Source organism: bacterium (assembly GCA_024742285.1).
In the GTDB taxonomy this organism is placed as follows: domain Bacteria; phylum Myxococcota_A; class UBA9160; order UBA9160; family UBA4427; genus UBA4427.
Window position 1 is genome coordinate 17,418 of sequence record JANSYR010000015.1, and the last position, 19,388, is coordinate 36,805.

The 19,388-nt window shown below is 69.1% G+C and carries 17 protein-coding genes; 9 read left to right on the forward strand and 8 right to left on the reverse strand.

Going from position 1 to position 19,388, the window contains the following annotated elements; all coding sequences use genetic code 11:
- Window positions 1-3 precede the first annotated feature (3 nt).
- Together NXI30_22890 and NXI30_22895 are read right to left on the reverse strand one after the other, a co-directional pair.
- Window positions 4-1,182 (reverse strand): acyl-CoA dehydrogenase family protein, encoded by a 1,179-nt coding sequence (locus tag NXI30_22890; GenBank protein ID MCR9097078.1) that lies wholly within the window; start codon window positions 1,180-1,182, stop codon window positions 4-6.
- 218 nt (window positions 1,183-1,400) lie between these two features.
- Window positions 1,401-2,192 (reverse strand): SDR family NAD(P)-dependent oxidoreductase, encoded by a 792-nt coding sequence (locus NXI30_22895; protein ID MCR9097079.1) that lies wholly within the window; start codon window positions 2,190-2,192, stop codon window positions 1,401-1,403.
- A 122-nt stretch (window positions 2,193-2,314) separates the two neighbouring features.
- Between NXI30_22895 and NXI30_22900 the strand changes: the two genes are divergently transcribed.
- Entirely contained in the window at window positions 2,315-3,871 is a 1,557-nt protein-coding gene (locus NXI30_22900) for a propionyl-CoA carboxylase (GenBank protein ID MCR9097080.1), read from the forward strand.
- 44 nt (window positions 3,872-3,915) lie between these two features.
- Here the strand turns inward: NXI30_22900 and NXI30_22905 are convergent, their stop codons facing one another.
- Both NXI30_22905 and NXI30_22910 read right to left on the reverse strand, forming a co-directional pair.
- Entirely contained in the window at window positions 3,916-4,728 is an 813-nt protein-coding gene (locus NXI30_22905) for an enoyl-CoA hydratase (protein ID MCR9097081.1), read from the reverse strand.
- 2 nt (window positions 4,729-4,730) lie between these two features.
- On the reverse strand, window positions 4,731-5,513 hold the full coding sequence (locus tag NXI30_22910; protein ID MCR9097082.1) for an enoyl-CoA hydratase/isomerase family protein: 783 nt from the start codon (window positions 5,511-5,513) through the stop codon (window positions 4,731-4,733).
- A gap of 141 nt (window positions 5,514-5,654) precedes the next feature.
- Between NXI30_22910 and NXI30_22915 the strand changes: the two genes are divergently transcribed.
- Together NXI30_22915 and NXI30_22920 are read left to right on the forward strand one after the other, a co-directional pair.
- Window positions 5,655-6,542, forward strand: coding sequence for an SDR family oxidoreductase (locus NXI30_22915; GenBank protein ID MCR9097083.1), 888 nt, complete (start codon window positions 5,655-5,657; stop codon window positions 6,540-6,542).
- A 34-nt stretch (window positions 6,543-6,576) separates the two neighbouring features.
- Entirely contained in the window at window positions 6,577-7,386 is an 810-nt protein-coding gene (locus tag NXI30_22920; protein MCR9097084.1) for an enoyl-CoA hydratase/isomerase family protein, read from the forward strand.
- 33 nt (window positions 7,387-7,419) lie between these two features.
- Here NXI30_22920 and NXI30_22925 read toward each other — a convergent pair whose 3' ends face one another.
- Window positions 7,420-7,776 carry a DUF2834 domain-containing protein gene (locus tag NXI30_22925; protein ID MCR9097085.1) on the reverse strand — a complete coding sequence of 119 codons (357 nt, stop codon included), beginning with the start codon at window positions 7,774-7,776 and terminating at the stop codon, window positions 7,420-7,422.
- 265 nt (window positions 7,777-8,041) lie between these two features.
- On the opposite strand from NXI30_22925, the gene NXI30_22930 reads away from it, so the two are divergent.
- The 3 genes from NXI30_22930 to NXI30_22940 all read left to right on the forward strand — a co-directional run bounded on the left by NXI30_22930 (window position 8,042) and on the right by NXI30_22940 (window position 11,083).
- The gene (locus NXI30_22930; protein MCR9097086.1) at window positions 8,042-9,049 is read left to right on the forward strand and encodes an ATP-binding protein; all 1,008 of its coding nucleotides are present in this window, start codon (window positions 8,042-8,044) and stop codon (window positions 9,047-9,049) included.
- Entirely contained in the window at window positions 9,046-10,395 is a 1,350-nt protein-coding gene (locus tag NXI30_22935; protein ID MCR9097087.1) for a sigma-54 dependent transcriptional regulator, read from the forward strand. Before NXI30_22930 ends, NXI30_22935 begins: the two co-directional genes overlap by 4 nt.
- A gap of 61 nt (window positions 10,396-10,456) precedes the next feature.
- Entirely contained in the window at window positions 10,457-11,083 is a 627-nt protein-coding gene (locus NXI30_22940; GenBank protein ID MCR9097088.1) for a cysteine hydrolase, read from the forward strand.
- A gap of 13 nt (window positions 11,084-11,096) precedes the next feature.
- On the opposite strand, the gene NXI30_22945 is transcribed toward NXI30_22940, so the two are convergent.
- On the reverse strand, window positions 11,097-11,975 hold the full coding sequence (locus NXI30_22945) for a TauD/TfdA family dioxygenase (protein MCR9097089.1): 879 nt from the start codon (window positions 11,973-11,975) through the stop codon (window positions 11,097-11,099).
- Between the two features lie 120 nt (window positions 11,976-12,095).
- On the opposite strand from NXI30_22945, the gene NXI30_22950 reads away from it, so the two are divergent.
- From NXI30_22950 to NXI30_22960, 3 genes are read left to right on the forward strand one after another with little or no spacing between them, the layout of a single operon-like run.
- Window positions 12,096-14,819 (forward strand): CehA/McbA family metallohydrolase, encoded by a 2,724-nt coding sequence (locus NXI30_22950; GenBank protein MCR9097090.1) that lies wholly within the window; start codon window positions 12,096-12,098, stop codon window positions 14,817-14,819.
- Between the two features lie 45 nt (window positions 14,820-14,864).
- Window positions 14,865-15,554, forward strand: coding sequence for a glutathione S-transferase family protein (locus NXI30_22955; protein ID MCR9097091.1), 690 nt, complete (start codon window positions 14,865-14,867; stop codon window positions 15,552-15,554).
- Window positions 15,551-16,843, forward strand: a complete 1,293-nt coding sequence (locus NXI30_22960; protein ID MCR9097092.1) for a hypothetical protein — start codon at window positions 15,551-15,553, stop codon at window positions 16,841-16,843. The genes NXI30_22955 and NXI30_22960 overlap by 4 nt, the downstream gene beginning before the upstream one ends.
- Window positions 16,844-16,859: 16 nt before the next feature.
- On the opposite strand, the gene NXI30_22965 is transcribed toward NXI30_22960, so the two are convergent.
- Both NXI30_22965 and NXI30_22970 read right to left on the reverse strand, forming a co-directional pair.
- Window positions 16,860-17,921: a methyltransferase domain-containing protein gene (locus NXI30_22965; GenBank protein MCR9097093.1), complete on the reverse strand. Its 1,062-nt coding sequence runs from the start codon at window positions 17,919-17,921 to the stop codon at window positions 16,860-16,862.
- A 162-nt stretch (window positions 17,922-18,083) separates the two neighbouring features.
- Window positions 18,084-19,322, reverse strand: coding sequence for an acetyl-CoA acetyltransferase (locus NXI30_22970; GenBank protein ID MCR9097094.1), 1,239 nt, complete (start codon window positions 19,320-19,322; stop codon window positions 18,084-18,086).
- Window positions 19,323-19,388: the final 66 nt, after the last annotated feature.

Here is a 19,388-nt window from a genome sequence, read left to right on the forward strand (position 1 = left end):
CGATTAGAAGTTCTTGGGGAGGCCGAGGCCGCGCCCGGCGATGATGTTCTTCTGGACTTCGCTCGTGCCGCCGCCGATCGTGTCGACGACCGTGTAGCGGTAGGAGCGCTCGTAGCGCCCGTTCACGGGGGCTTCGGGCTGTCCGGGCTTGAGTTGGGCGTCCGGCCCCATCAGGTCGAGGGCGGCGTTCGCGATCCGCTGGCCGAGCTGCGACTGCCACATCTTGTACATCGCGGCCTCGACCGTCGGGACGCGGTCCTTCAACGCCTCGCTGATCACCTTTCGCTGGAGCTTGCGCGCGACCTCGAGATCCGCCCGAAGCTTCGCAATCGTCTGGCGCACGACGGGGTCCTTCGCGAGGGGCTCACCATCGAGGGTCTCGGCCCGGACGTACTCGATCAGACCCTTGAGCTTCATCTCGATCGGCCCGACCGGCAGCATCGCGAAGCGCTCCAGATCGAGCGCCTCGCAGATGTAGGTCCAACCCTTGCCGACCTCGCCCACCACGTGGCTGTCGGGAACGAAGACGTCGTTGAAGAAGACCTCGTTCGTCCGCTCGTCCCCGATCGTGTAGGTCGGATGGATCTCGAAGCCTTCGTGGTTCATCGGGATCAGGAAGAGCGTGATCCCCTTGTGCTTGTGATCGCCGGTCCGCGCCCCGACCCAGTACCAGTCGGCGAAGTGCGCGCTCGTGGTCCAGATCTTGTGACCGTTCAGGACCCAACCGCCGCGCGCGGCGTCGTGCTCCGCCTTGAGCTGCATCGACGCGGCATCGGAGCCGGCCTGCGGCTCCGAATAACCGATCGCGAACTCGATCTCGCCGCGAATGATGCGCGGGAGGAAGTACGTCTTCAGCTCTTCGTTGCCGTGGCGGATGATCGTCTTCCCGACGATCCCGACCCCCTTGCCCGGCTGCGGGCAGCCGAAGCGGGAGAGCGCCTCGGTCAACAGGAAGTCGTAGATCCCCGACTTCTCCTTGCCGTCGTACTCGCTGGGCCAGGACATGCCGAGCCAGCCCTGCTCCGCGAGCTTCGCCATGAAGGCGCGCTTCGGCGGCGTCTCGACCGTCTGCGAGAGGTGCTCCGGATTCGCATCCATCACCTCCTCGTCGTAGTTCGCCTCGAGGAAGGCCACGACCTCCTTCTCGAAGGTCAGCTCGTCGTTGGACAGGTCGAAATCCATGGATCACCTCCAGCGCGTCGATGGGCCGGCGAAGACACGCCGAGGGCCATCCGGAGGAATACGATACGCCGCGTATCGGTATTCGTCCAGCCCCGAAATCCCCATCGAGGACGGAGGCTTGCGGCGCTCCCACCCTGCTCTCGCGAGACGGATCCAGGACGCTCGAAACGCCGATCGGGGCGCCCCGTAGAGGAAGCGCGACGCGGCGGTGACCCGACCTATCGGCCGATCAGCTTCTCCATCTCGGGCAGGAACTGCGCGTTGAGCTTGCGCATGCCCTTGATCCACCGGTCGTAGTCGCCGGCCTTCCGCTGGAAGTAGGTTCGGACCGCTTCGTGGGGCAGGATCAGGAAGGACTCTGCGGCGAGTCCCTGGATCACCGCCTCGGCGATGTCCGCGGGCTCGAGCATGCCGTCGACGCCGGCGACGCCTCCGCTCTCGGTCCCGGCGGTCATGTTCGTGTTGACCGCCTGGGGGCAGAGGGCGAAGACCTTGATCCCCTGGTCGCCGTAGGTGATGGAGAGCCACTCGGCGAAGGCCACGCTGGCGTGTTTGGTGACCGAATAGGGCGCCGAGCCGATCTGGGTGAGGAGCCCCGCCGCCGAGCACGTATTGAGGAAGGCGCCCTCACCCCGCTCGAGCATCCCGGGAAGGACCGCGTGAGCGGCGTGCACGTGGGCCATCACGTTCACGTCCCAGATCTTCTGCCAGGCGTCGACCGGGGCCTCGACGCTCCCGGGCACGAGGATCCCCGCGTTCGACACGAAGAGGTCGATCGGTCCGCGCTCGCCCTCGACCGAACGCACCAGGTCCACGATCGAATCGCGGTCTCCGACGTCGGCGCCGCGGGCCGTGCCCCCGATCGCGTCGGCCACGGAACTGGCGTTCGCCTCGTCGAGGTCGACGACCGTCACGTGACCGGCGCCTGCCTGGGCGAAACGTTCACAGAGCGCGCGTCCGATTCCGTTCCCGCCGCCCGTGACGACGATGTTCTTCCCAGTGACGTCCATGACCGATCCCTCCTCGACCCGCGCGCTCGGCGGGAGGCCCAGCGTACCCCACGGATCGCGGCGAGACGGCGCGCTGGGATGACTCCCGTCCGCCCGTCCCCATTGTGATAGGGTCCGGCGTCATGAGCTGGAAGCCCGAAGTCGACGAGATCGAACGACGACGCGCCCGTGCCCTCGAGATGGGTGGCAAGGAGGCCGTCGCCAAGCACCACGATCGAGGCCGCCTGAACGTCCGCGAGCGGATCTCGGCCCTGGTCGACCGGGACAGCTTTCGGGAGTGGGGCCAGATCGCCGGATCGAGCGAGGCCGAGGACGGTTCGGACTATCAGCCCACGGGCCTGGTCTTCGGGACGGGCAAGGTCGCCGGTCGACCGGTGGTCGTCTGCGGCGATGATTTCACGATTCGCGGAGGGGCCTACACCGATGCGGGCATGAAGAAGGGCGTCTATGCCGAGGACCTCGCGGTCAAGCGCCGAATGCCAATCATCCGGATGCTCGAAGCCGGAGGCGCCTCGATCGCGGGGACCGGAACCGCGACCCGTGGGCGCTCGGGCTACGACTGGACGGCACCGCCGGTCATGAACATCCGCGCCCTCGAGAGCCTCCGGAGCGTACCCGTCGTGTGCATGGCCCTCGGTCCCTGCGCCGGCTTCCCGGCTGGACGCCTCGTCGCGTCCCACCTCTCGATCATGACGAAGGACACTGCCCAGGTCCTGACCGGGGGGCCCGCCGTGGTCGCCCACGCCATGAAGGAGAACGTGACGAAGGAGGAGCTCGGCTCGGCGCAGATCCACGGCCGCAACGGCATGGTGGACAACGTCGCCGAGGACGAAGAGGAAGCGCTCCGCATGGCGCAGAACTTCCTCTCCTATCTCCCGAGCCACTGCGGCGAGGTCCCGCCCTTCTTCGACGTCGGCGACCGACGCGATCGGCGAGAGGAGAAGCTGCTGAGGATCATCCCGCGCGAGCGCCGCCGCGCGTACAAGATGCGCAAGCTGATCGAGCACGTCGTCGACCAGCGCAGCTTCTTCGAGATCGGCCCGCTCTGGGGTCGCAGCCAGATCACCGGTCTGGCCCGGATCGGTGGCTACAGCGTCGGGATCCTCGCCAACGACTGCCACCACGACGGCGGCTCGATGACCGCGGACGGCGCGAACAAGATCCGGCGCTTCGTCGAGATGTGCGACCTCTTCCACGTCCCGATCGTCTCCTTCGTCGACGAGCCGGGCTTCGCGATCGGCTCACAGGCCGAGAAGGACGGCACGATCCGCGCCGGCATGAACGCCATGTTCGCGATCATGCAGACGGGCGTCCCCTGGTTCGCGTGCGTGCTGCGGCGCTCCTACGGCGTCGCCCAGGGCATCCACCTCGGCCCCGGCGCGACGACGGTCGCGTGGCCGTCGGCCATGAGCGGGGCGCTTCCCGTCGAGAGCGGTGTCGCCCTCGCCTTCCGGCGCGAGATCGAGGCGGCGGACGACCCGGACGCGCGTCGCGCCGAGCTCGAAGACGAGATGGCGAAGGCCCAGTCCGTGATGCCGCGCGCGGCGGACTTCGGCGTCCACGACCTGATCGATCCCCGCGACACGCGGCCGATCCTCTGCGACTGGGTCGAGGAGATCCAGGGCGCCCTCGCGGATCACGCGCGTCAGGGCGCGCCGGCCTACACGATCCGCCCCTAGGTCGGCTCGGCGAGCGACGGATTCGGCAGGCGTCGCGCGCGTGCCTACTTGCCCTTGAACGCGGGCTTGCGCTTCTCGGCGAAGGCCGCGACCGCTTCGACGTAGTCGTCGGTCAGCGCGCCGCGGACCATGCGGTCCGCCTCGTAGCGGAGGCACGTCTCCAGGTCCTCGGTCAGCGCCCGATTCAGGTTCGCCTTCATCCAGCGCAGCGCGATCGGCGGGCCGCTCGCGATCTGCGCCGCCAGGGCGAACGTTTCTTCCTGGAGCTGCTCCGCCGGCACGACGCGATTGAAGATCCCGAGCTCGAGTCCCGTCTGCGCGTCGACGCGCTCGGCGGTGAAGTAGATCTCACGCGCCTTTGCCGGACCGACGAGCTGGGTCAGGAACCAGGTTCCGCCGTAGTCCCCGGAGAGCCCGAGCCGGGCGAAGGACGTCAGGATGAAGCCCTTCTCCGAGGCGACTCGGAGGTCGCAGGAGAGCGCGATCGAACAGGCGGCGCCCGCCGCCGCGCCGTGGACCGCGGCGACCGAGGGCTTGCTCGACTGGTGGAGCATGCGCGGCAGCTCGTGCTCCCAGCGGAGCTGGCGCTGTCGCGCCTCCATGACGGGCGGCTTGCCCTCCTGCTTCATGCGCTTCGTGTCGCCGCCGGCGGAGAACGCGTCACCGGCGCCCGTCAGCAGGAAGCAGCCCACCTCCGGATCCGACTCCAGATCCCGAACCAGGACATAGAGCGCCTCCTTCATGTCCATCGTCAGGGCATTCTTCGCGTCGGGCCGGTTCAGCGTGATCTTCGCCACCCGCTCGCGGACCTCGCAGAGGACCTCGTCCGTTCCCGTCTCTCGTCGTCCGTCCGCCACCCTCAGCGCCCCTTGTATTCGGGCTCGCGCCCTTCGGCCCGCGCCGTCTTCATCTCGGCGTAGTCCTCGGTCTCGTAGATCGCGGTCATGCCCATCGACTCTTCCTGCATCGTCCGCTGCACCTCGGGATTGCCGAGTCGCGAGAGCGTCCGTCGGAACATCTTGACCGCGAAGGGCGGGTTCGAAGCGATCTCCTGGCAGAGGGTCATCGCCGCGTCGTCGAGCTCCGCATCGGGTACGACCCGCGACACGACGCCGTGCCGGAACGCCTCCTCGACGTCCATCGTCCGCCCCGTGATCGCCAGATCGGCGACGAGCCCGTGCCCCGCCATCTGGAAGAGCCGCGCCGTCCCCCCCGAGTCCGGGATCACGCCGTGCTTGATCTCCGGGAGCATCATCTTCGTGCTCTCGCCCGCGATCCGCATGTCCGCGAGCAGCGCGCGCTCGAAGGAGCCGCCGATCACCCAGCCCTTCATGGCGACCACGATCGGCGCCGGACACGTGAAGAAGGCCTGGGTCCGGCGGTGCCCGCGCTCGACGAACTCGAAGTTCGTGATGTCCTCCGAACGCACGCCGATCTCGCTCACGTCGCGCCCCGAGGAAAAGGACTTGCCCTCCCCGCGCCAGAGCACGACACGCACGTCCTTCCGGTCGTGGATCTCGTCGAGGGCGTCGAAGAGCTGCCGATCCATCTCGTCGTTGGCGGCGTTGTGCTTCTCCGGGCGGTTGTTCGTGATGACGGCGATGCCGTCCTGGATGTCGAGGGTGGTCAGCGCGTCGGCCATGGTCGGAGGACTCCCGGTTCGCGCGCCGGACACTCCTTGCCGACGCCTCGCGAACCGCCACGGGAGGCTATCATGGCGCGCTCGTTCACGCGGCCCGGGTCGTCCCGGTCCGTTCCTCGATCCTTCCAGGAGAAGTACTGCATGGGCCTCCCCGCTCCCCCCGAAGTCGGCGCGAACGCGCTCCCGCTCGGCACCTTCGACGGCCAGATCGTGGTCGTGACCGGCGGCGGCACCGGTCTCGGCAAGGCGATCGCCGTCGAGTTCGCCCGCGTCGGCGCTTCGGTCGCGATTTTGAGCCGCGGCGAGGAGCATCGCGCGGCGGGCCTCGCGGCCGTGAACGCAGTCGGTGGCAAGCACATCGCCGTTCCCTGCGACATCCGCGACGCCGGCGCAATCGCCGAGGCCTTCGACGCCGTGACCGAGCAGCTCGGCGCACCGGACGTCCTCGTCAACAACGCCGCCGGCAACTTCCCCGTCCCCGCCGAGGACATGAGTCCGAACGCCTGGAAGACGGTCACGGACATCGTCCTGAACGGGACCTTCTACTGCTCCCGCGAGTTCGGTCGCCGGCACATCGAGGCCGGCACGCCCGGCTCGATCATCAACATCGGCGCGGCCTACGCCTGGACCGGCGGCCCCGGATTCGCCCATTCCTCGGCGGCGAAGGCCGGCGTGAAGAACCTGACCGAGACCCTCTCGGTCGAGTGGGGTCCCTACGGCATCCAGGTGAACTGCCTCGTGCCCGGCTTCTTCCCGCACGAGGACATGACCGCGGACATCATGTCGGTGCCCGAGCGCCAGAAGGCCGAAGCGCTGCGGTGCCCGGCCCACCGGGTGGGCCAGCCCCACGAGCTCGGCTGGGCCGCGACCTTCCTCGCGTCCCCCTTCGCGAGCTACATCTCGGGCCACACGATGGTCGTCGACGGGGCGAACTGGCAGCGACGCGCGATGCTCATGCCGGAGTTCGTGCCGATCCGCGACCAGATGGGCAAGGGGCCCTTCGACCCGAACCCACCGAAGAAGAAGTAGACGAAGCCCGAGACGACCGCCGAAGGAGACCCCGATGACCGAACGCCCCGAACTCATGCGCCTCGATCGCGATGGCGAGATCGCCACGATCGTCCTGACCAACCCCGACAAGCTGAATGCCTGGAGCTGGGAGTCGGCCCGCCAGATCTCGGCGCTCGCCGACGAGATCCGCTTCGACGACGGGATTCGCTGCGTGATCATGCGCGCCGAGGGGCGGGCGTTCTGCGCCGGCGTCGACCTCGGCATGCCCGAGGATCGGATCACCGGCCGCAGCCCCGCGGAGAAGGTCCGCAACTACTACGAGAAGTTCCGCTGGGTCCACGAACGCTTCAAGGTCTTCGCCCACCTGCCCCAGCCGGTCCTCGTCGCCGTCCACGGCTACTGCCTGGGCGCGGGGCTCGAGGTCGCCATGATGGGCGACATCCGGATCGCTTCGGACGACGCGAAGTTCGCGCTCCCGGAGCCGAAGGTCGGCGTCTCGATCGACGCGGGGGGCGACCTCCGCCTCTCCCACGAGATCGGCGCCGGAATGACCAAGCTCCTCGCCTTCACCGGGCGCCGGATCGACGCCGAGACGGCGCTGCGCGCCGGGATCGTCCAGGAGGTCGTCCCGAAGGACGCGCTCCAGAGCCACGTTCGGTCCCTCGCGGAGGAGATCTGCAGCAACGCCCCCCTCGCGGTCCAGGGGATCAAGCGGACCATCAACTATCGCGCCGAGCAGGGGCTCCAGGAAGCGATGCAGTTCGAGGCGTCGAGCGCGGCGGTGCTCTTCACGTCCGACGACATGACCCTCGGCTACAAGGCGATGGCCGCCAAGGAAGACGCCGACTTCGAAGGGAAGTAGCGCATCCTCGGCGGCCCTCGGCCTCTTCCTCGCCTAGCGCCCGGCGCTCGCGAGCGCGGTCGTGCCTTCCTCCGTCCAGACCGGCGCGCCCGGTCGCTCGCGGACGAGCAGGTAGAGCAGCGTCCCGACCGAGCCGGTCCCGAGGGTCAGGATCAGAAAGGGCCAGGGCGAAACGCCCCGAGCCTTCGCGTCGGCGTAGACCCAGCCCATCACCATCGACAGGGCGATGAACAGGTCGACCGTCACGAGCGTGCTGACGGGGTTGGCGAAGGCGACGTCGACCCAGCCCATGCCGTACTCGAGCAGGACGTAGCCCGTGAAGGCGGTGAATCCGACGAAGTCGACGAGCAGGGCCCAGAAGAGCCAGGGTCGTGTGTCTTCCAGCTTCATGTGCGTCTCCAGTTGGCCTCTTGCGAGGCGGATTCGGGTGCGTGCCCTCTCGCCGGTGCAACGCGAGTGCCAACGCGCGCACGCGCTCCAACGGCCGGCTCGTGGCGGACGTGTTGCAGCCGCGCAACATCGACGTCGCGCGCCTGCCTCATCCCGACCCGACGACACGCCGACGCGCGCCTGAAGGCCACGCCGTGGGGCACGCGGCTTGCTTAACGAGAAAGGAGCGACCCGGTACCCTTTCCGCCAAGCCTGGAGGACCGCGATGCAAGCGAGCCCGTCCGTCCCGATTTCCGAACGCTTCCGATTGCCCGCGCTGCCGCGGTGGGCGTGGATGACGCTCGGTGCCTCGATCGGTCTCTTCGACTTCGGCGTCCTGGTCCTCCTCGACGCCGACATGCGGATCGGCCAGACGGACGCGACCTGGATCGTCGCCCTCGCCTTCCTGATCCCCTACGCGATCCTCGGCTGGGCGGTCGGCGGACTCGCCGCAGCCCGCGAGCAGGCGGACCGAGACGCGGAGACGATCCGGTCCCAGCTTCGCGCCCTCGAGCGGACGCAGCGCGCCCTCGTTCAGGAAGAGAAGCTCGCCGGCATCGGTCGCCTCGCCGCGGGGGTCGCCCACGAAGTCCGCAACCCGCTCGGGGTGATCCGCGCCTCGGCCTCGATGGCCCGGGAGAGCTTCGACGAAGGCACCGACCCCCACCGCGCCCTCGGCTTCGTCTGCGAGGAGACCGACCGGCTCGACCGCCTGATCGCGTCGCTCTTGACCTTCGCCAAGCCCCAGCCGGTCGAGCGGGTCGAGGTCGACGTGACGAAGGTCCTCGACCGCGCGACGGAGCTCGCTCGGAGCGAGGCCCGCGCGGGCGACGTCGCCCTCGAGATCGAGGTCGAGCCGGGGCTCCCGACGCTCCGCGTGGACCCGGACCGGCTGGCCCGGTCCCTCTACGGGCTGACGCTCAACGCGATCCAGGCGCTCGCGGAGAGCGATGCGACGACCCGCCGCATCCGGATCGTCGCCCGCGGACGGACGAAGGGCGTCGAGCTCCGGGTCGAGGACTCCGGGCCGGGCGTCCTGCCCGAGCTTCACGACTCGATCTTCGAACCCTTCGTGACCTCGAAGGAGACCGGCACCGGGCTGGGGCTGCCGATGGCACTCCGCATGATCGAGGCTCAGGGGGGGCACCTCACCCTGCTCGACGCACCGTCCGGACTCGGCGGCGCCTCGTTCTCGATCGAGCTGCCGTCGGCCTCTGCGGAGGCCATCCCGTGAAGCCGCGCCTGCTCGTCGTCGACGACGAACCGCGCATGGCCGAGATCGTGGGCATGGTCCTGCGCCGCGAGGGCTACGAGGTGGAGACCTTCACGTCGTCCGCCGACGCGGTCCGCCGCCACGAGGAAGACGCATTCGACCTCGTCCTGACCGACCTCCGCATGCCCGCCCCCGACGGCCTCGAGGTGCTCGAGCGCGTTCGCGCCGCGACGCCGGACACGCCCGTGATCCTCTTCACCGCCCACGCCACGATCGCCAATGCGATCGAGGCCCTTCGCGCCGGCGCCTTCGACTACGTCCAGAAGCCCTTCGACAACGACGCTCTGCGCGCCTGCGTCGCCCGCGCCCTCGAGCTGTCACGGCTCGCCCGGGAGAACCGCTATCTGCGCGCAGAGCTCGGCCAGCAGAATACCCTGGGCGAGATCATCGCCGCGAGCGACGCGATGAACGACGTGCTCGACGTGGTCCGCCGCGCCGCGCGCAGCCCCGCGACCGTCCTGATCACGGGCGAGAGCGGCACCGGCAAGGAACGGATCGCCCGGGCGGTCCACTTCCACAGCGACCGCGTCGCCGGCCCCTTCGTAGCGGTCAACTGCAAGGCCTTCGCCGAGGGCCTGCTCGAGAGCGAGCTCTTCGGTCACGAACGCGGCGCCTTCACCGGCGCCGACCGCCTCCGGAAGGGGCTCTTCGAAGAAGCCTCCGGCGGCACGCTCTTCCTCGACGAGATCGGCGAGATCAGCGAGTCGTTCCAGGCGAAGCTGCTCCGCGTCCTGCAGGAGCGTGAGATCCGCCGCGTCGGCGACGACCGCGCCCGTCCCGTCGACGTCCGGGTCGTGGTCGCGACGAACCGCGATCTGCAGCAGGACGTCGCCGAGGGTCGCTTCCGGGAGGATCTCTTCTTCCGGCTCGCCGTGATCCCGATCCGGATCCCGCCGCTCCGCGAGCGCCCCGACGACGTCCTGCCCCTGGCGCGGCACTTCCTCGTCGAGTTCCAGCAGAGCGCAGGGGGTCGGATCGCAGCCCTGGGCGACGAGGTCGAGGCCCTGCTCCTCGGGCACGACTGGCCGGGCAACGTCCGCGAGCTCGAGAACGCGATCGAGCGGGCCATCGTCCTCGGCGACGGCGAGTCCCTCCGCGCGAGCGACCTGCTCTTCGCGGGGCCCGGCCCGGTGGCGGACGGCGTCGCGGACGCGACGCTGCAGAGCCATCTCGATGCCGCCACGCGCAAGGCGATCGGCGAGGCGCTGGCGGCGACGGGCGGCGCGAAGGGGGACGCTGCCACGCGCCTCGGCATCGACCGTACGACCCTCTACCGGTTGATCAAGAAATACGACCTGGAAGCCTGAGTACGCGCGTGCGCGCGCGGCCCGCTCCGGTACGGTCTCCTCGAAACCACGGAGCCCCAGGATGCCCCTCGACCTCGATGCCCTGCTCGCCCCTCGAACCTGCGCACTCGTCACCCAGGAATGCCAGAAGGGCGTCTGCGGCCCGCTGTCCGGCCTGCCCGCACTCGCCGAGGCGGCGCAGGGTGGGATGATCCAGAACGTGGCCGAGCTGACACGGGTCGGGCGGGACGCGGGCGTGCCGATCCTCCACTGCATCGCGGTCCGACGACGCGACGGCCAGGGCGCCAACACGAACGCGCGGCTCTTTCAGTACATGGGCAAGGTCGAACACCCCCTCTTCGAGGGATCCGAAGCCACCGAGCTGATGGACGAGATTCCCGTCGCCGAGAGCGACGTGATCGTGCCGAGGCTCCACGGCCTCTCCCCCTTCCAGGGAACCGAGCTCGATTCGCTCCTGCGGAACCTGGGAATCAAGACGGTGGTCGGCGTCGGTGTCTCGGTGAACGTGGCGATCACGAACCTGGCATTCGATGCGGTGAACGCCGCCTATCAGGTCGTGCTACCGCGGGACGCCGTGGCGGGCTTCCCCGACGACTACGTCGATCAGGTCTTCGAGCATACGCTCGGCGGGATCACGACCGTCCTCGACACGGCGACGGTCCTCGACGTCTGGCGGCGAGCGACCTAGCACCGCGGGTCCGTCAGCGCGGCCGCCAGGCGATCGGCGCCTCGAACCCGGCGACCCGCACGTGGTGCATCACGCGGGGGAAGCGCTCATCGAAGCCCTGGGCACGGTGGAGCATCGAGCGGTTGTCCCAGATCGCGACGTCGCCCACCGACCAGTGGTGGCGATACGTGTTGTCGTCGGCGGTCACGAGGGCGAGCAGCTTCGTACGGATCGACTCGCTCTCCTCCGGCGAGAGACCCTCGATCTCGGACATGTGCTCGCTCATGTAGAGCCCCGGACGGCCGGACTCCGGATGTTCACGCAGGAGTGGATGCCGGAGCGGATCGGAGTCGAAGCCGACGATCCCGCCCTCGTCGTTTCCGCGCGCGCGATACGCGGCGGCGTAGTCGTGGACGCCGGACCGGCCGACCAGGCGCTTCCGCGTCACGTCATCGAGGGCGTCGAAGGGCCGCTGGAGATGCGCCCACATCGTGTCGCCGCCCTCCTCCGGTGCGACGACGCAGCTGAAGACCGAGAAGGAGGCGGGAACCTCACGGAACGAGCTGTCCGTATGCCACCCCTCGTTGATCGTGATCAACTGCATGAAGTGGCTGTCGTTCGCGCGGACGTTCCCGTCGGCGTCGAGGTTGCTGATCTTGACCATCGAGGGCTCTTCGTCCTCACCCCCGACGACGAGCTGTTCGATCGGCCCGAAGCGCTTACCGAGGGCGATCTGGACCTCCGGATCGAGAGGCTGGTCGCGAAAGAGCACGAGCCCCTCCTCGACGACCGTCCTCCGAAGCGCCGCGAAGGTCTCGTCGGACATCTCCGAGCGGAGCTCGAGCCCCTCGATCTCGACGCCGATCGCGCCGAGCGGCCGTGTCTCGAAAGGTCGATCGGATCCGGCACTCATGGTCATCGACTCCTCGCGCACGCGTGGCCCATCGCTTCGCGAATGCTGACAAAGATCCGTAGACTCCTCAACGCATCGTCGCCCCGAACGCTCCGCTGCGCTCCAACCCGAGGAAGTCCGTTGATCGCCGACCCTCTCCGCCTCGCGTCCGTCTCGCTGGTGACGCTCTTCGCCGCGTGCCTCGTCGCCGGCCCGTCCTTCGGCGCACCGGCCTCCGGCCGGATCACCGCGGAGAACTTCGCGACCCGCGCCGTCGGCGGACCCGATGCGGACGCCGGAATCGGCGACTATTTCCTGTCGAACGGAACGCTCTGCGCCGCCGTCTCGGCTCCGGACCACGAGGGCGCCATCTCTCCGACCGGCGGCGTCCTGATCGATCTCGGCCATTGCGGGCGCGACGACGACCAGTTCGTCGTCCTGCAGCCGATGCTCAACTTCTCCCAGAGTGCCGTCGTCCCGGTCACCCACGTGGAGACGGGCGAGGCCCCGGGGCGCGCCTGGATCGAGACGCGCGCCCGCTTCGCCGGCGCCGAGCTCTCGACCACCTACACCCTGACCGACGAAGCGCCCGAGCAGCTCCAGGTCGTCCAGCGGGCGCGACGCGTCGAGGAAGGGGAAGCCCTCTTCTCGATCGGACAGCTGCTGCTGCACACGAGCGGACAGACGCCGGTCTTCTCCTCATCGCAGACCCTTCCGGATCTCTCGGTCGGCTTCGAGTACCCGGAGAGCGACCGGAACTCGATCTTCTCGCTCCTGTCCGCCCTGATCGCGAGCGACCTGACGGTGCTCGTCGGCGCCGAGGGCATGCCGCCGATCAGCTACGGCCTCCACCGCCAACACGCCGTACGGATCGGCGGCGACGCCCGGGAGCCCCTCGCCGCGTTCAGCGTGAGCGGGACCCATTTCACCTTCCTGAACGCGATGACGAATCCGCCCTGGGTCGGCAGCGCCGGCGACGAGCCCGGGGTGGTGGGGCTGGCGCAGCTCCCCTTCATGGATCTCGAAGACGATCAGACCTTCGAGGCGGCCTTCGCTCTGTACGTGGGCCACCGCAACGACGTCGCCTCGATCACCGATCGCGTCTTCGCCGAGGCGCCGCGCCTGCGCGGCCGGATCGACGACCCGACCGCCCGCATCCACGTCCACCGCGCCGACGCCGAGGGCACACCCGGCGCCCCGGTCACCGAGATCCGGCCCGGCGACGACGGACGCTTCACGCTCCGGCTGCCGCCCGGGCGCTATGCGGCCCGTGCGCTTGCCCCGGGTGATCGCGACGTGATCGCGCTCTGGGACGTCCCCGCCGACGCGACCGAGGTCGACCTGGCCCCCCTCGAAGTCGGTCGTCCGGCCTGGGTCCGCCTGCCCGGAGAGTTCGTCGGACGCCTCACCTTCCTTCCGGAAGGCGCTGATTCTCCTCTCGTTTTCGGATCGAATCTCCTGGGCCAGAAGATGGGGACCAAGGCGATTCCCGGCGCCAGCGAATCCCCGTGGCTGAACCTCGCCGCCAGCCCGATCGACCCGAAGCGCGTCGCGGTTCCGGCCGGGCGCCACCGCGTGATCGCGGTCCGCGGCCCGGAGTACACCTCGGCCGAGGTGACGATCGAGGCACGCACAGGAGACGAGGTCACACTCACGCTCCCCTCCCTCGAACGGATCGCCCCGACCCCCGGATGGATCGCCGCCGACTTCCACGTCCACAGCGGGCGGAGCTTCGACTCCGGGCTTCCCCAGGAGAGCCAGATCGCCGCCTTCGCCGCGAGCGGCGCGGAAGTCCTCGTCGCGACCGAGCACGATCGGATCGTCGATCCGCGACCCGCCATTGAACGCGCGGCCCTGGGGCACTCCCTCGTCTCGATCACCGGCGTCGAAGCCACCGCCGGCTACGTCGGCGGAGAGACGCCGAACGGAACGCTGCATCTGAACGCGTTCCCGATGAAGCCCGAGCCGCGCCGCTATCGCGGCGGCGCCGTCCCCCGTATGGAGGGAGTCCGACTCCGCGACGTCCTCGCCGAGCTGCGCGCCGGCCCGACCCGGCCCTTCGTCCAGCTGAACCATCCGCGTCAGCTCCATGCCGACGAGGAAGGCGACGGCTTCTTCGAACATCTGAGCTCTGCAGGACAGCCCTTCGACCCGACCCTCCCCCTCGACGCGACCCCGAACGCGATCCTCCGGCAGGCGAGCCCCGAGCACGGCGGAACCGACCTCGACTATCACGGCGTCGAGCTGATGAACGGCGAGAGTCTCGTCCGCTACCGCCGCGTCCGGGCCGACTGGCTCTCGCTTCTGTTGCAGGGCGAGCGCGTGACGGCGAATGCGAACAGCGACTCCCACACGGCGAGCGTGATCGTCGGCCTCCCGCGCACCTATGTCGCGATGAAGGACGATTCGCTCGCGGGCTTCGACCAGGACCAGCTCCTCGAAGCCCTCCGCGCCGGTCGAGCCTGGGGCTCCACCGGGCCGCTCCTTCACGTGCATCTCGAAGATGCCCAGATCGGCGACCTCCACGCGGGTCGCAAGGGAACGCTGCACGTCGGCGTCGAAGCCGCGCCCTGGGTCCCCGTCTCCGAGTGGCGCGCCTACGTGAACGGCGAGCTGGTCCACCGCGCTCCGATCACGCCCGGCACCTCTGCGGCCCTGCCCCTCGCCTTCGCGCAGGACGCGTTCGTGACCGTCGAAGTCGAGGGCCCGGCCGAAGGTCGCTACGCAGAAGCCCTGCCCGGCTTCACCCCCTTCGCCTTCACCAATCCGATCTTCGTCGACGCCGACGGGAACGGCCGTTTCGACGCACCGGGCCTGACGGAAATCCTCCCGACCTCCATCACGAATCCCGACCGCCCCGACTGAAGGGCGTCGATCCACGAGAGCATCCGAAGAGGGAGGCGCCCAGCGATGGCGAAGACGGAAGGGCCCCTTTCCGAGCTGCGACTCTGGGGCCTCGGCACGGGGCGAACGCTCCGCCCCATCTGGCTGCTGAACGAGCTCGGCGTCGACTTCGAGCTCGAGAGCGTCCTCACGCGAACGCCGACGATGGGCGATCCGGCGTTCGCCGCCCTGTCGGGGCGGAAGAAGATCCCGATCCTCGAACACGGCGAGCTCGTGATGGGTGAGAGCGCTTCGATCTGCCTTTACCTGGCGGACACCTTCCGCGACCGCGGCGTGTTCGTTCCGGCGCCCGGCAGCCTGGACCGTGTCCGCCACGACGAGCTCGTCTTCTTCGCGATGACCGAGATGGACGCGATCCTCTACACGATCCGGCGTCACGAGGGGCTGCCCGAGGTCTACGGCGCCTCCGAAGTCGCCGTCGCGGCCGCGCGCGACTATTTCCTCCGGTCCGCCGGCGAGATCGAGCGGCGCCTTGCCGATGGCCGCCCCCACCTGCTCGGCGATGCGTTCACGGTGGCGGATCTGATCGTGAAGTCCTGCCTGGATTGGGCGAAGCTGGTGCGGGGCGTCGAGCTTCCCCGGATCCTCTCCGACTACTCCGCACGGATCTCCGAACGTCCTGCGTTCGGCCCCTCGATGGCCCGGAACTTCCCCCCTGAAGCGATGGCCGCACGCCAAGGAGGCGCCCCCGAATGAAGACGATCTTCTCGAGCCTGACCGCGCTCGCGCTCACCACCCTCGGCTGTGCCGCAAGCCCCCCGCCTCCCGCGCCCGGTGCGCCAGGCCAGCCGACCGTCGTGATCAGCGGCGGAGACCCGCTCGCATCGGCGTTCGGCGAGCTCGTCGCGACCCTCCGCGCGGTCGAGTCCGACATCCGGAAGTCGCCGGCCTATGGCGACGAGCAGGAGCGGATCGGCGGCTACCGCCACATCCTCCGCTCGATCGCGAAGGGTCTCGAGGCCGAGGTCCGCCAGGATCCCGACTACCCCTACTTCCGGATCCTCGACTGGTGGCTCCGCGAGGGGGGAGACAACCCGGACCAGCGCTACGCGTTCACGCCGATCCGCGGCGGTGAGGCCTACCGCGTCTGGGGCGAGCTCGGCTCTGCCAGCCGCGTCGAGCTCCAGATCTATGCGGGCCGCCCCTGGGACGGCACGGGGAAGAGCGCAGGCTATCTGACCTTCGAAGAGATCGCGCTCGCCCCCGACGGTTCCTTCGAGATCTGGGTGACCCCCGAAGAGCGCGAGGGCAACTGGCTGCGCAACCCGCCGGAGGGCACGACGCTCTTCGCCCGCCACGTCTACGCGAACTGGAACGACCAGCCGACCGGCGACATCCACATCGACCGGGTCGGATTCGAAGGCAAGCGGCGGCCGCCCGAGACCGACGCGGAGCTCGCCGAGAAGATCCGCGCCGCCAGCGTGATGTTCGGCACGACCGCGCGCACCTGGCCGGCCTTCGTCCAGCGCCGCTACGTCCGCGGCGGGCCCAAGAACACCATTCGCCCGCCCTACGACACCTACGCCCTCGGCGGCGCGCGGGGCCGCTGGATGAGCGGCGGCTATTTCGAGCTGGGGGACGGCGAGGCGCTCCTGATCCGGATGCCCGCGTCGGCGGCCGACTACCAGGCGATCCAGCTCGCCGACATGTGGATGGCGTCCCTCGAGCATGGCAACCAGATCTCGAGTCTGACCACCGAACAGTCGGTCCTCTCCGACGACGGGGCGTACTGGTACGTGATCGCCAACGAGGATCCGGGCCACGCCAACTGGCTCGACGCGGGTGCACTCCGGCGCGGCACGATCATGATCCGGTGGGACGGCGTGCAGGGAACGCTCCCGGAAGCGCAGTACCCGTCCTCGGAGCGGGTCCAGCTCGAGCGCCTCGCCGAGCGGATTCCCGGGCTCACCCCCGTCAGCAAGGCGGAACGCGACGCCGCCCGGCGCGCCCGACGAGAACACCTGCAACGCCGGGCGCACCGCTGACGCGTTCCGGTCCCGCCTAGCAGCAGCCGCCGCCGCCCGTCGCGGCGTCGGCCGCGCCCGCTTCCGCGAAGACGTCCGGCGCCTCGCATCCCGGGAAGAGCCCAAGATGCGTCTCCCCGCTTCCGACGACGTCGAAATACGGAGCGAACCGCGTGTCGCGCAACATCGCCAGGGTGTTCCCGCAGACGGGAAAGACCCGCCCCGCCTCGATCGCGTGCTCCGCATCGAGCACGAAGACCCGTTCCATGCCCTCGATCCCGCCGCGGTAGACGACGGCCTGGCCGTAGTCCTCACACGCCGACTCGAGCCCGTCGAGGTTGAAGAGGCGGGTCGTGATCGACGCGAAGCGGATCGGATCGACCTTCGCGGCGAGCTCGGGATCCAGGATGCCCAAACGTCGGTGATCCACGACCCGGGCGTCGGCGAAGCCGGCCGCCGCCGTGAGCCGATGGAAATCCGTCCAGTAGAGGGCGCCAGACAGGCATTCGCCGTAGAGGACGGGGTCCGCGACGAGCGCCTCGGGAACCCGCCGGTCCGCGTAGACGTCCGAGAAGTAGAGCTCGCCACCCGGCTTCAGCAGCCGATGGGCCGATCGGAAGACCGCGGGCTTGTCGGCGCAGAGGTTGATCACGCAGTTCGAGATGATCAGGTCGAAGGACGCCGGCTCCAGGTCGAGCCGGTCGAGGTGTTCGAGCTCGCCTTCGATGAAGCGCGTATTCGGCGCGGCGTAGCCAAACTGCTCGGCATGCCAGCCCTCGTAGCGCCGCGCCACGTCGAGCTGGGCCTTCGTCATGTCCACCCCGACGACTTCGCCTCCGGGCCCCACGAGCTTCGCGAGAGCGAAGACGTCGCGCCCGGTGCCGCAGCCGAGGTCGAGCACCCGGAGCCCGGCGAGCTCCGTCGGAATCGCGAGCCCGCATCCGTAGTAGCGGCTCATGACCTCGTCGTGCACCGCCGAGAGCGCGGCCTTCACGTGTGGGCTCGGCGCCGCGGCCGTCGTGCAGGCGTCGGTCCGCAGATCGGCAGTCGACTGCAGCGTCTCTCCGTAATAGCTCTGGACGTTGGACGTCACATCCATCGTGGCTGGTCCCTCCCTCTCCGCTCCGCCTCGACGGGAGGCGGACGGGTCTCACGGGCAAACGTACGTCGCGCGCGACGATCCGGTTACGGACCCACGAAAGAAAACGGCCGCCTCCTCTTCCGAGGAGACGGCCATCTCGAACGTCGAGCCCGATTCGGCTCAGTCGACACCGACCACGAACGAGACGCTCGTGGTGCCGGAGCCGCCGATGTTCAGGGTCTGGAAGTTCTTGGCGCCCTCGACCTGGTAGGCACCGGCCTGTCCGGTCACCTGCAGGTAGGAGTCGAGGACCTGGCGGCAGCCGGTCGCGCCGACCGGATGGCCCGCGCCGATCAGGCCGCCCGACGGGTTGATCGGGTGCTTGCCGTCGATCTCGAGCCAGCCTTCTTCGACCGCCTTCCAGGACTCGCCGGGGGCGGTGATCCCGAAATGGTCGATCGCCATGTACTCGGAAGTCGTGAAGCAGTCGTGGGTCTCGATCCCGTCGACGCCGTCGACGCCCTCGATTCCCGCGCGCTTCATCGCGCTGGTGACCGTGCTCCGAACGTGCGGAAGCACGTATTGGTCATTGGCGCTCTCCGCGACCTTGTCGTCGAACTTGAGGCGCGCCGTGTTGTGGCCCCAGCCCTTGATGCGCGGGATCTCGGAGAGCTTCTTGCCCGTGCCCTTCGCCCACTTCTCGGCGTATTCGCGGGAGGCCAGGAAGAGCGTGACGGCGCCGTCGGTCACCTGGGAGCAGTCCGAGATCCGGATGCGTCCACCGATCGCCGCGTTGTCGTCCGTCCGGACGAGCGCGTGGTCCTTGTTCATGTACCAGGTCCGCGTCTGGGCGTTCGGGTTGAGCTTGGCGTTCGCGTAGTTGATCTTCGAGATCTCCGCGAGGTGCTCGTCCTTCAGGCCGTAGCGCTTGTCGTACTCGTCACCGAGGCGACCGAAGAGCTTCGGGAACGGAGCATCGATCCCCTCCGCCTCTTCCTCGAACCAGGCCGCGGTTCCGAGGTAGGTCCCGCCCTTGCCCGAGTCGACCGTCTTCATCTGCTCGATGCCGACGACGGCCTGGAGGTCGTAGCGTCCGGCCTCGATCTCGGCCGAAGCGGCGAGGAGCGCGATCGAGCCCGAGGCGCAGGCGGCCTCGTGGCGGCCGGTCGGGAGACCCGAGAAGGCCGGGTCGACCTCCGTGAAGAAGGCGCCGAGGTGGCCCTGCATGCAGTAGAGCTCCGCGGCGAAATTGCCGACGTGGGCGCTCTCGACCTCTTCCGGCGCGATCTCGCACGCTTCGAGGGCGCCGACGACGCTCTCACGCATCAGGGCGGAGAAATGCTTGTTCTCCTTGGTCCAGTTGCGCGCGAAATCCGTCTGGTAGCCACCGAGCACGTAGACTTCGGATCCAGCAGCCATGTCATTTCCTCCTGGAGCGTCCGAGACCCATGATCGTCCGGATCGCTTCGTGTGCAAGGGTCCGCC

Bases quoted from the DNA above. Each gene is read 5' to 3' on its own strand.
- NXI30_22910 (MCR9097082.1), bottom strand. From the start codon at position 5,513: ATGGCCGACGCGCTGACCACCCTCGACATCCAGGACGGCATCGCCGTC.
- NXI30_22900 (MCR9097080.1), top strand. From the start codon at position 2,315: ATGAGCTGGAAGCCCGAAGTCGACGAGATCGAACGACGACGCGCCCGT.
- NXI30_22890 (MCR9097078.1), bottom strand. From the start codon at position 1,182: ATGGATTTCGACCTGTCCAACGACGAGCTGACCTTCGAGAAGGAGGTC.
- NXI30_22965 (MCR9097093.1), bottom strand. From the start codon at position 17,921: ATGGATGTGACGTCCAACGTCCAGAGCTATTACGGAGAGACGCTGCAG.
- NXI30_22920 (MCR9097084.1), top strand. From the start codon at position 6,577: ATGACCGAACGCCCCGAACTCATGCGCCTCGATCGCGATGGCGAGATC.
- NXI30_22940 (MCR9097088.1), top strand. From the start codon at position 10,457: ATGCCCCTCGACCTCGATGCCCTGCTCGCCCCTCGAACCTGCGCACTC.
- NXI30_22945 (MCR9097089.1), bottom strand. From the start codon at position 11,975: ATGAGTGCCGGATCCGATCGACCTTTCGAGACACGGCCGCTCGGCGCG.
- NXI30_22970 (MCR9097094.1), bottom strand. From the start codon at position 19,322: ATGGCTGCTGGATCCGAAGTCTACGTGCTCGGTGGCTACCAGACGGAT.
- NXI30_22915 (MCR9097083.1), top strand. From the start codon at position 5,655: ATGGGCCTCCCCGCTCCCCCCGAAGTCGGCGCGAACGCGCTCCCGCTC.
- NXI30_22925 (MCR9097085.1), bottom strand. From the start codon at position 7,776: ATGAAGCTGGAAGACACACGACCCTGGCTCTTCTGGGCCCTGCTCGTC.
- NXI30_22960 (MCR9097092.1), top strand. From the start codon at position 15,551: ATGAAGACGATCTTCTCGAGCCTGACCGCGCTCGCGCTCACCACCCTC.
- NXI30_22895 (MCR9097079.1), bottom strand. From the start codon at position 2,192: ATGGACGTCACTGGGAAGAACATCGTCGTCACGGGCGGCGGGAACGGA.
- NXI30_22955 (MCR9097091.1), top strand. From the start codon at position 14,865: ATGGCGAAGACGGAAGGGCCCCTTTCCGAGCTGCGACTCTGGGGCCTC.
- NXI30_22930 (MCR9097086.1), top strand. From the start codon at position 8,042: ATGCAAGCGAGCCCGTCCGTCCCGATTTCCGAACGCTTCCGATTGCCC.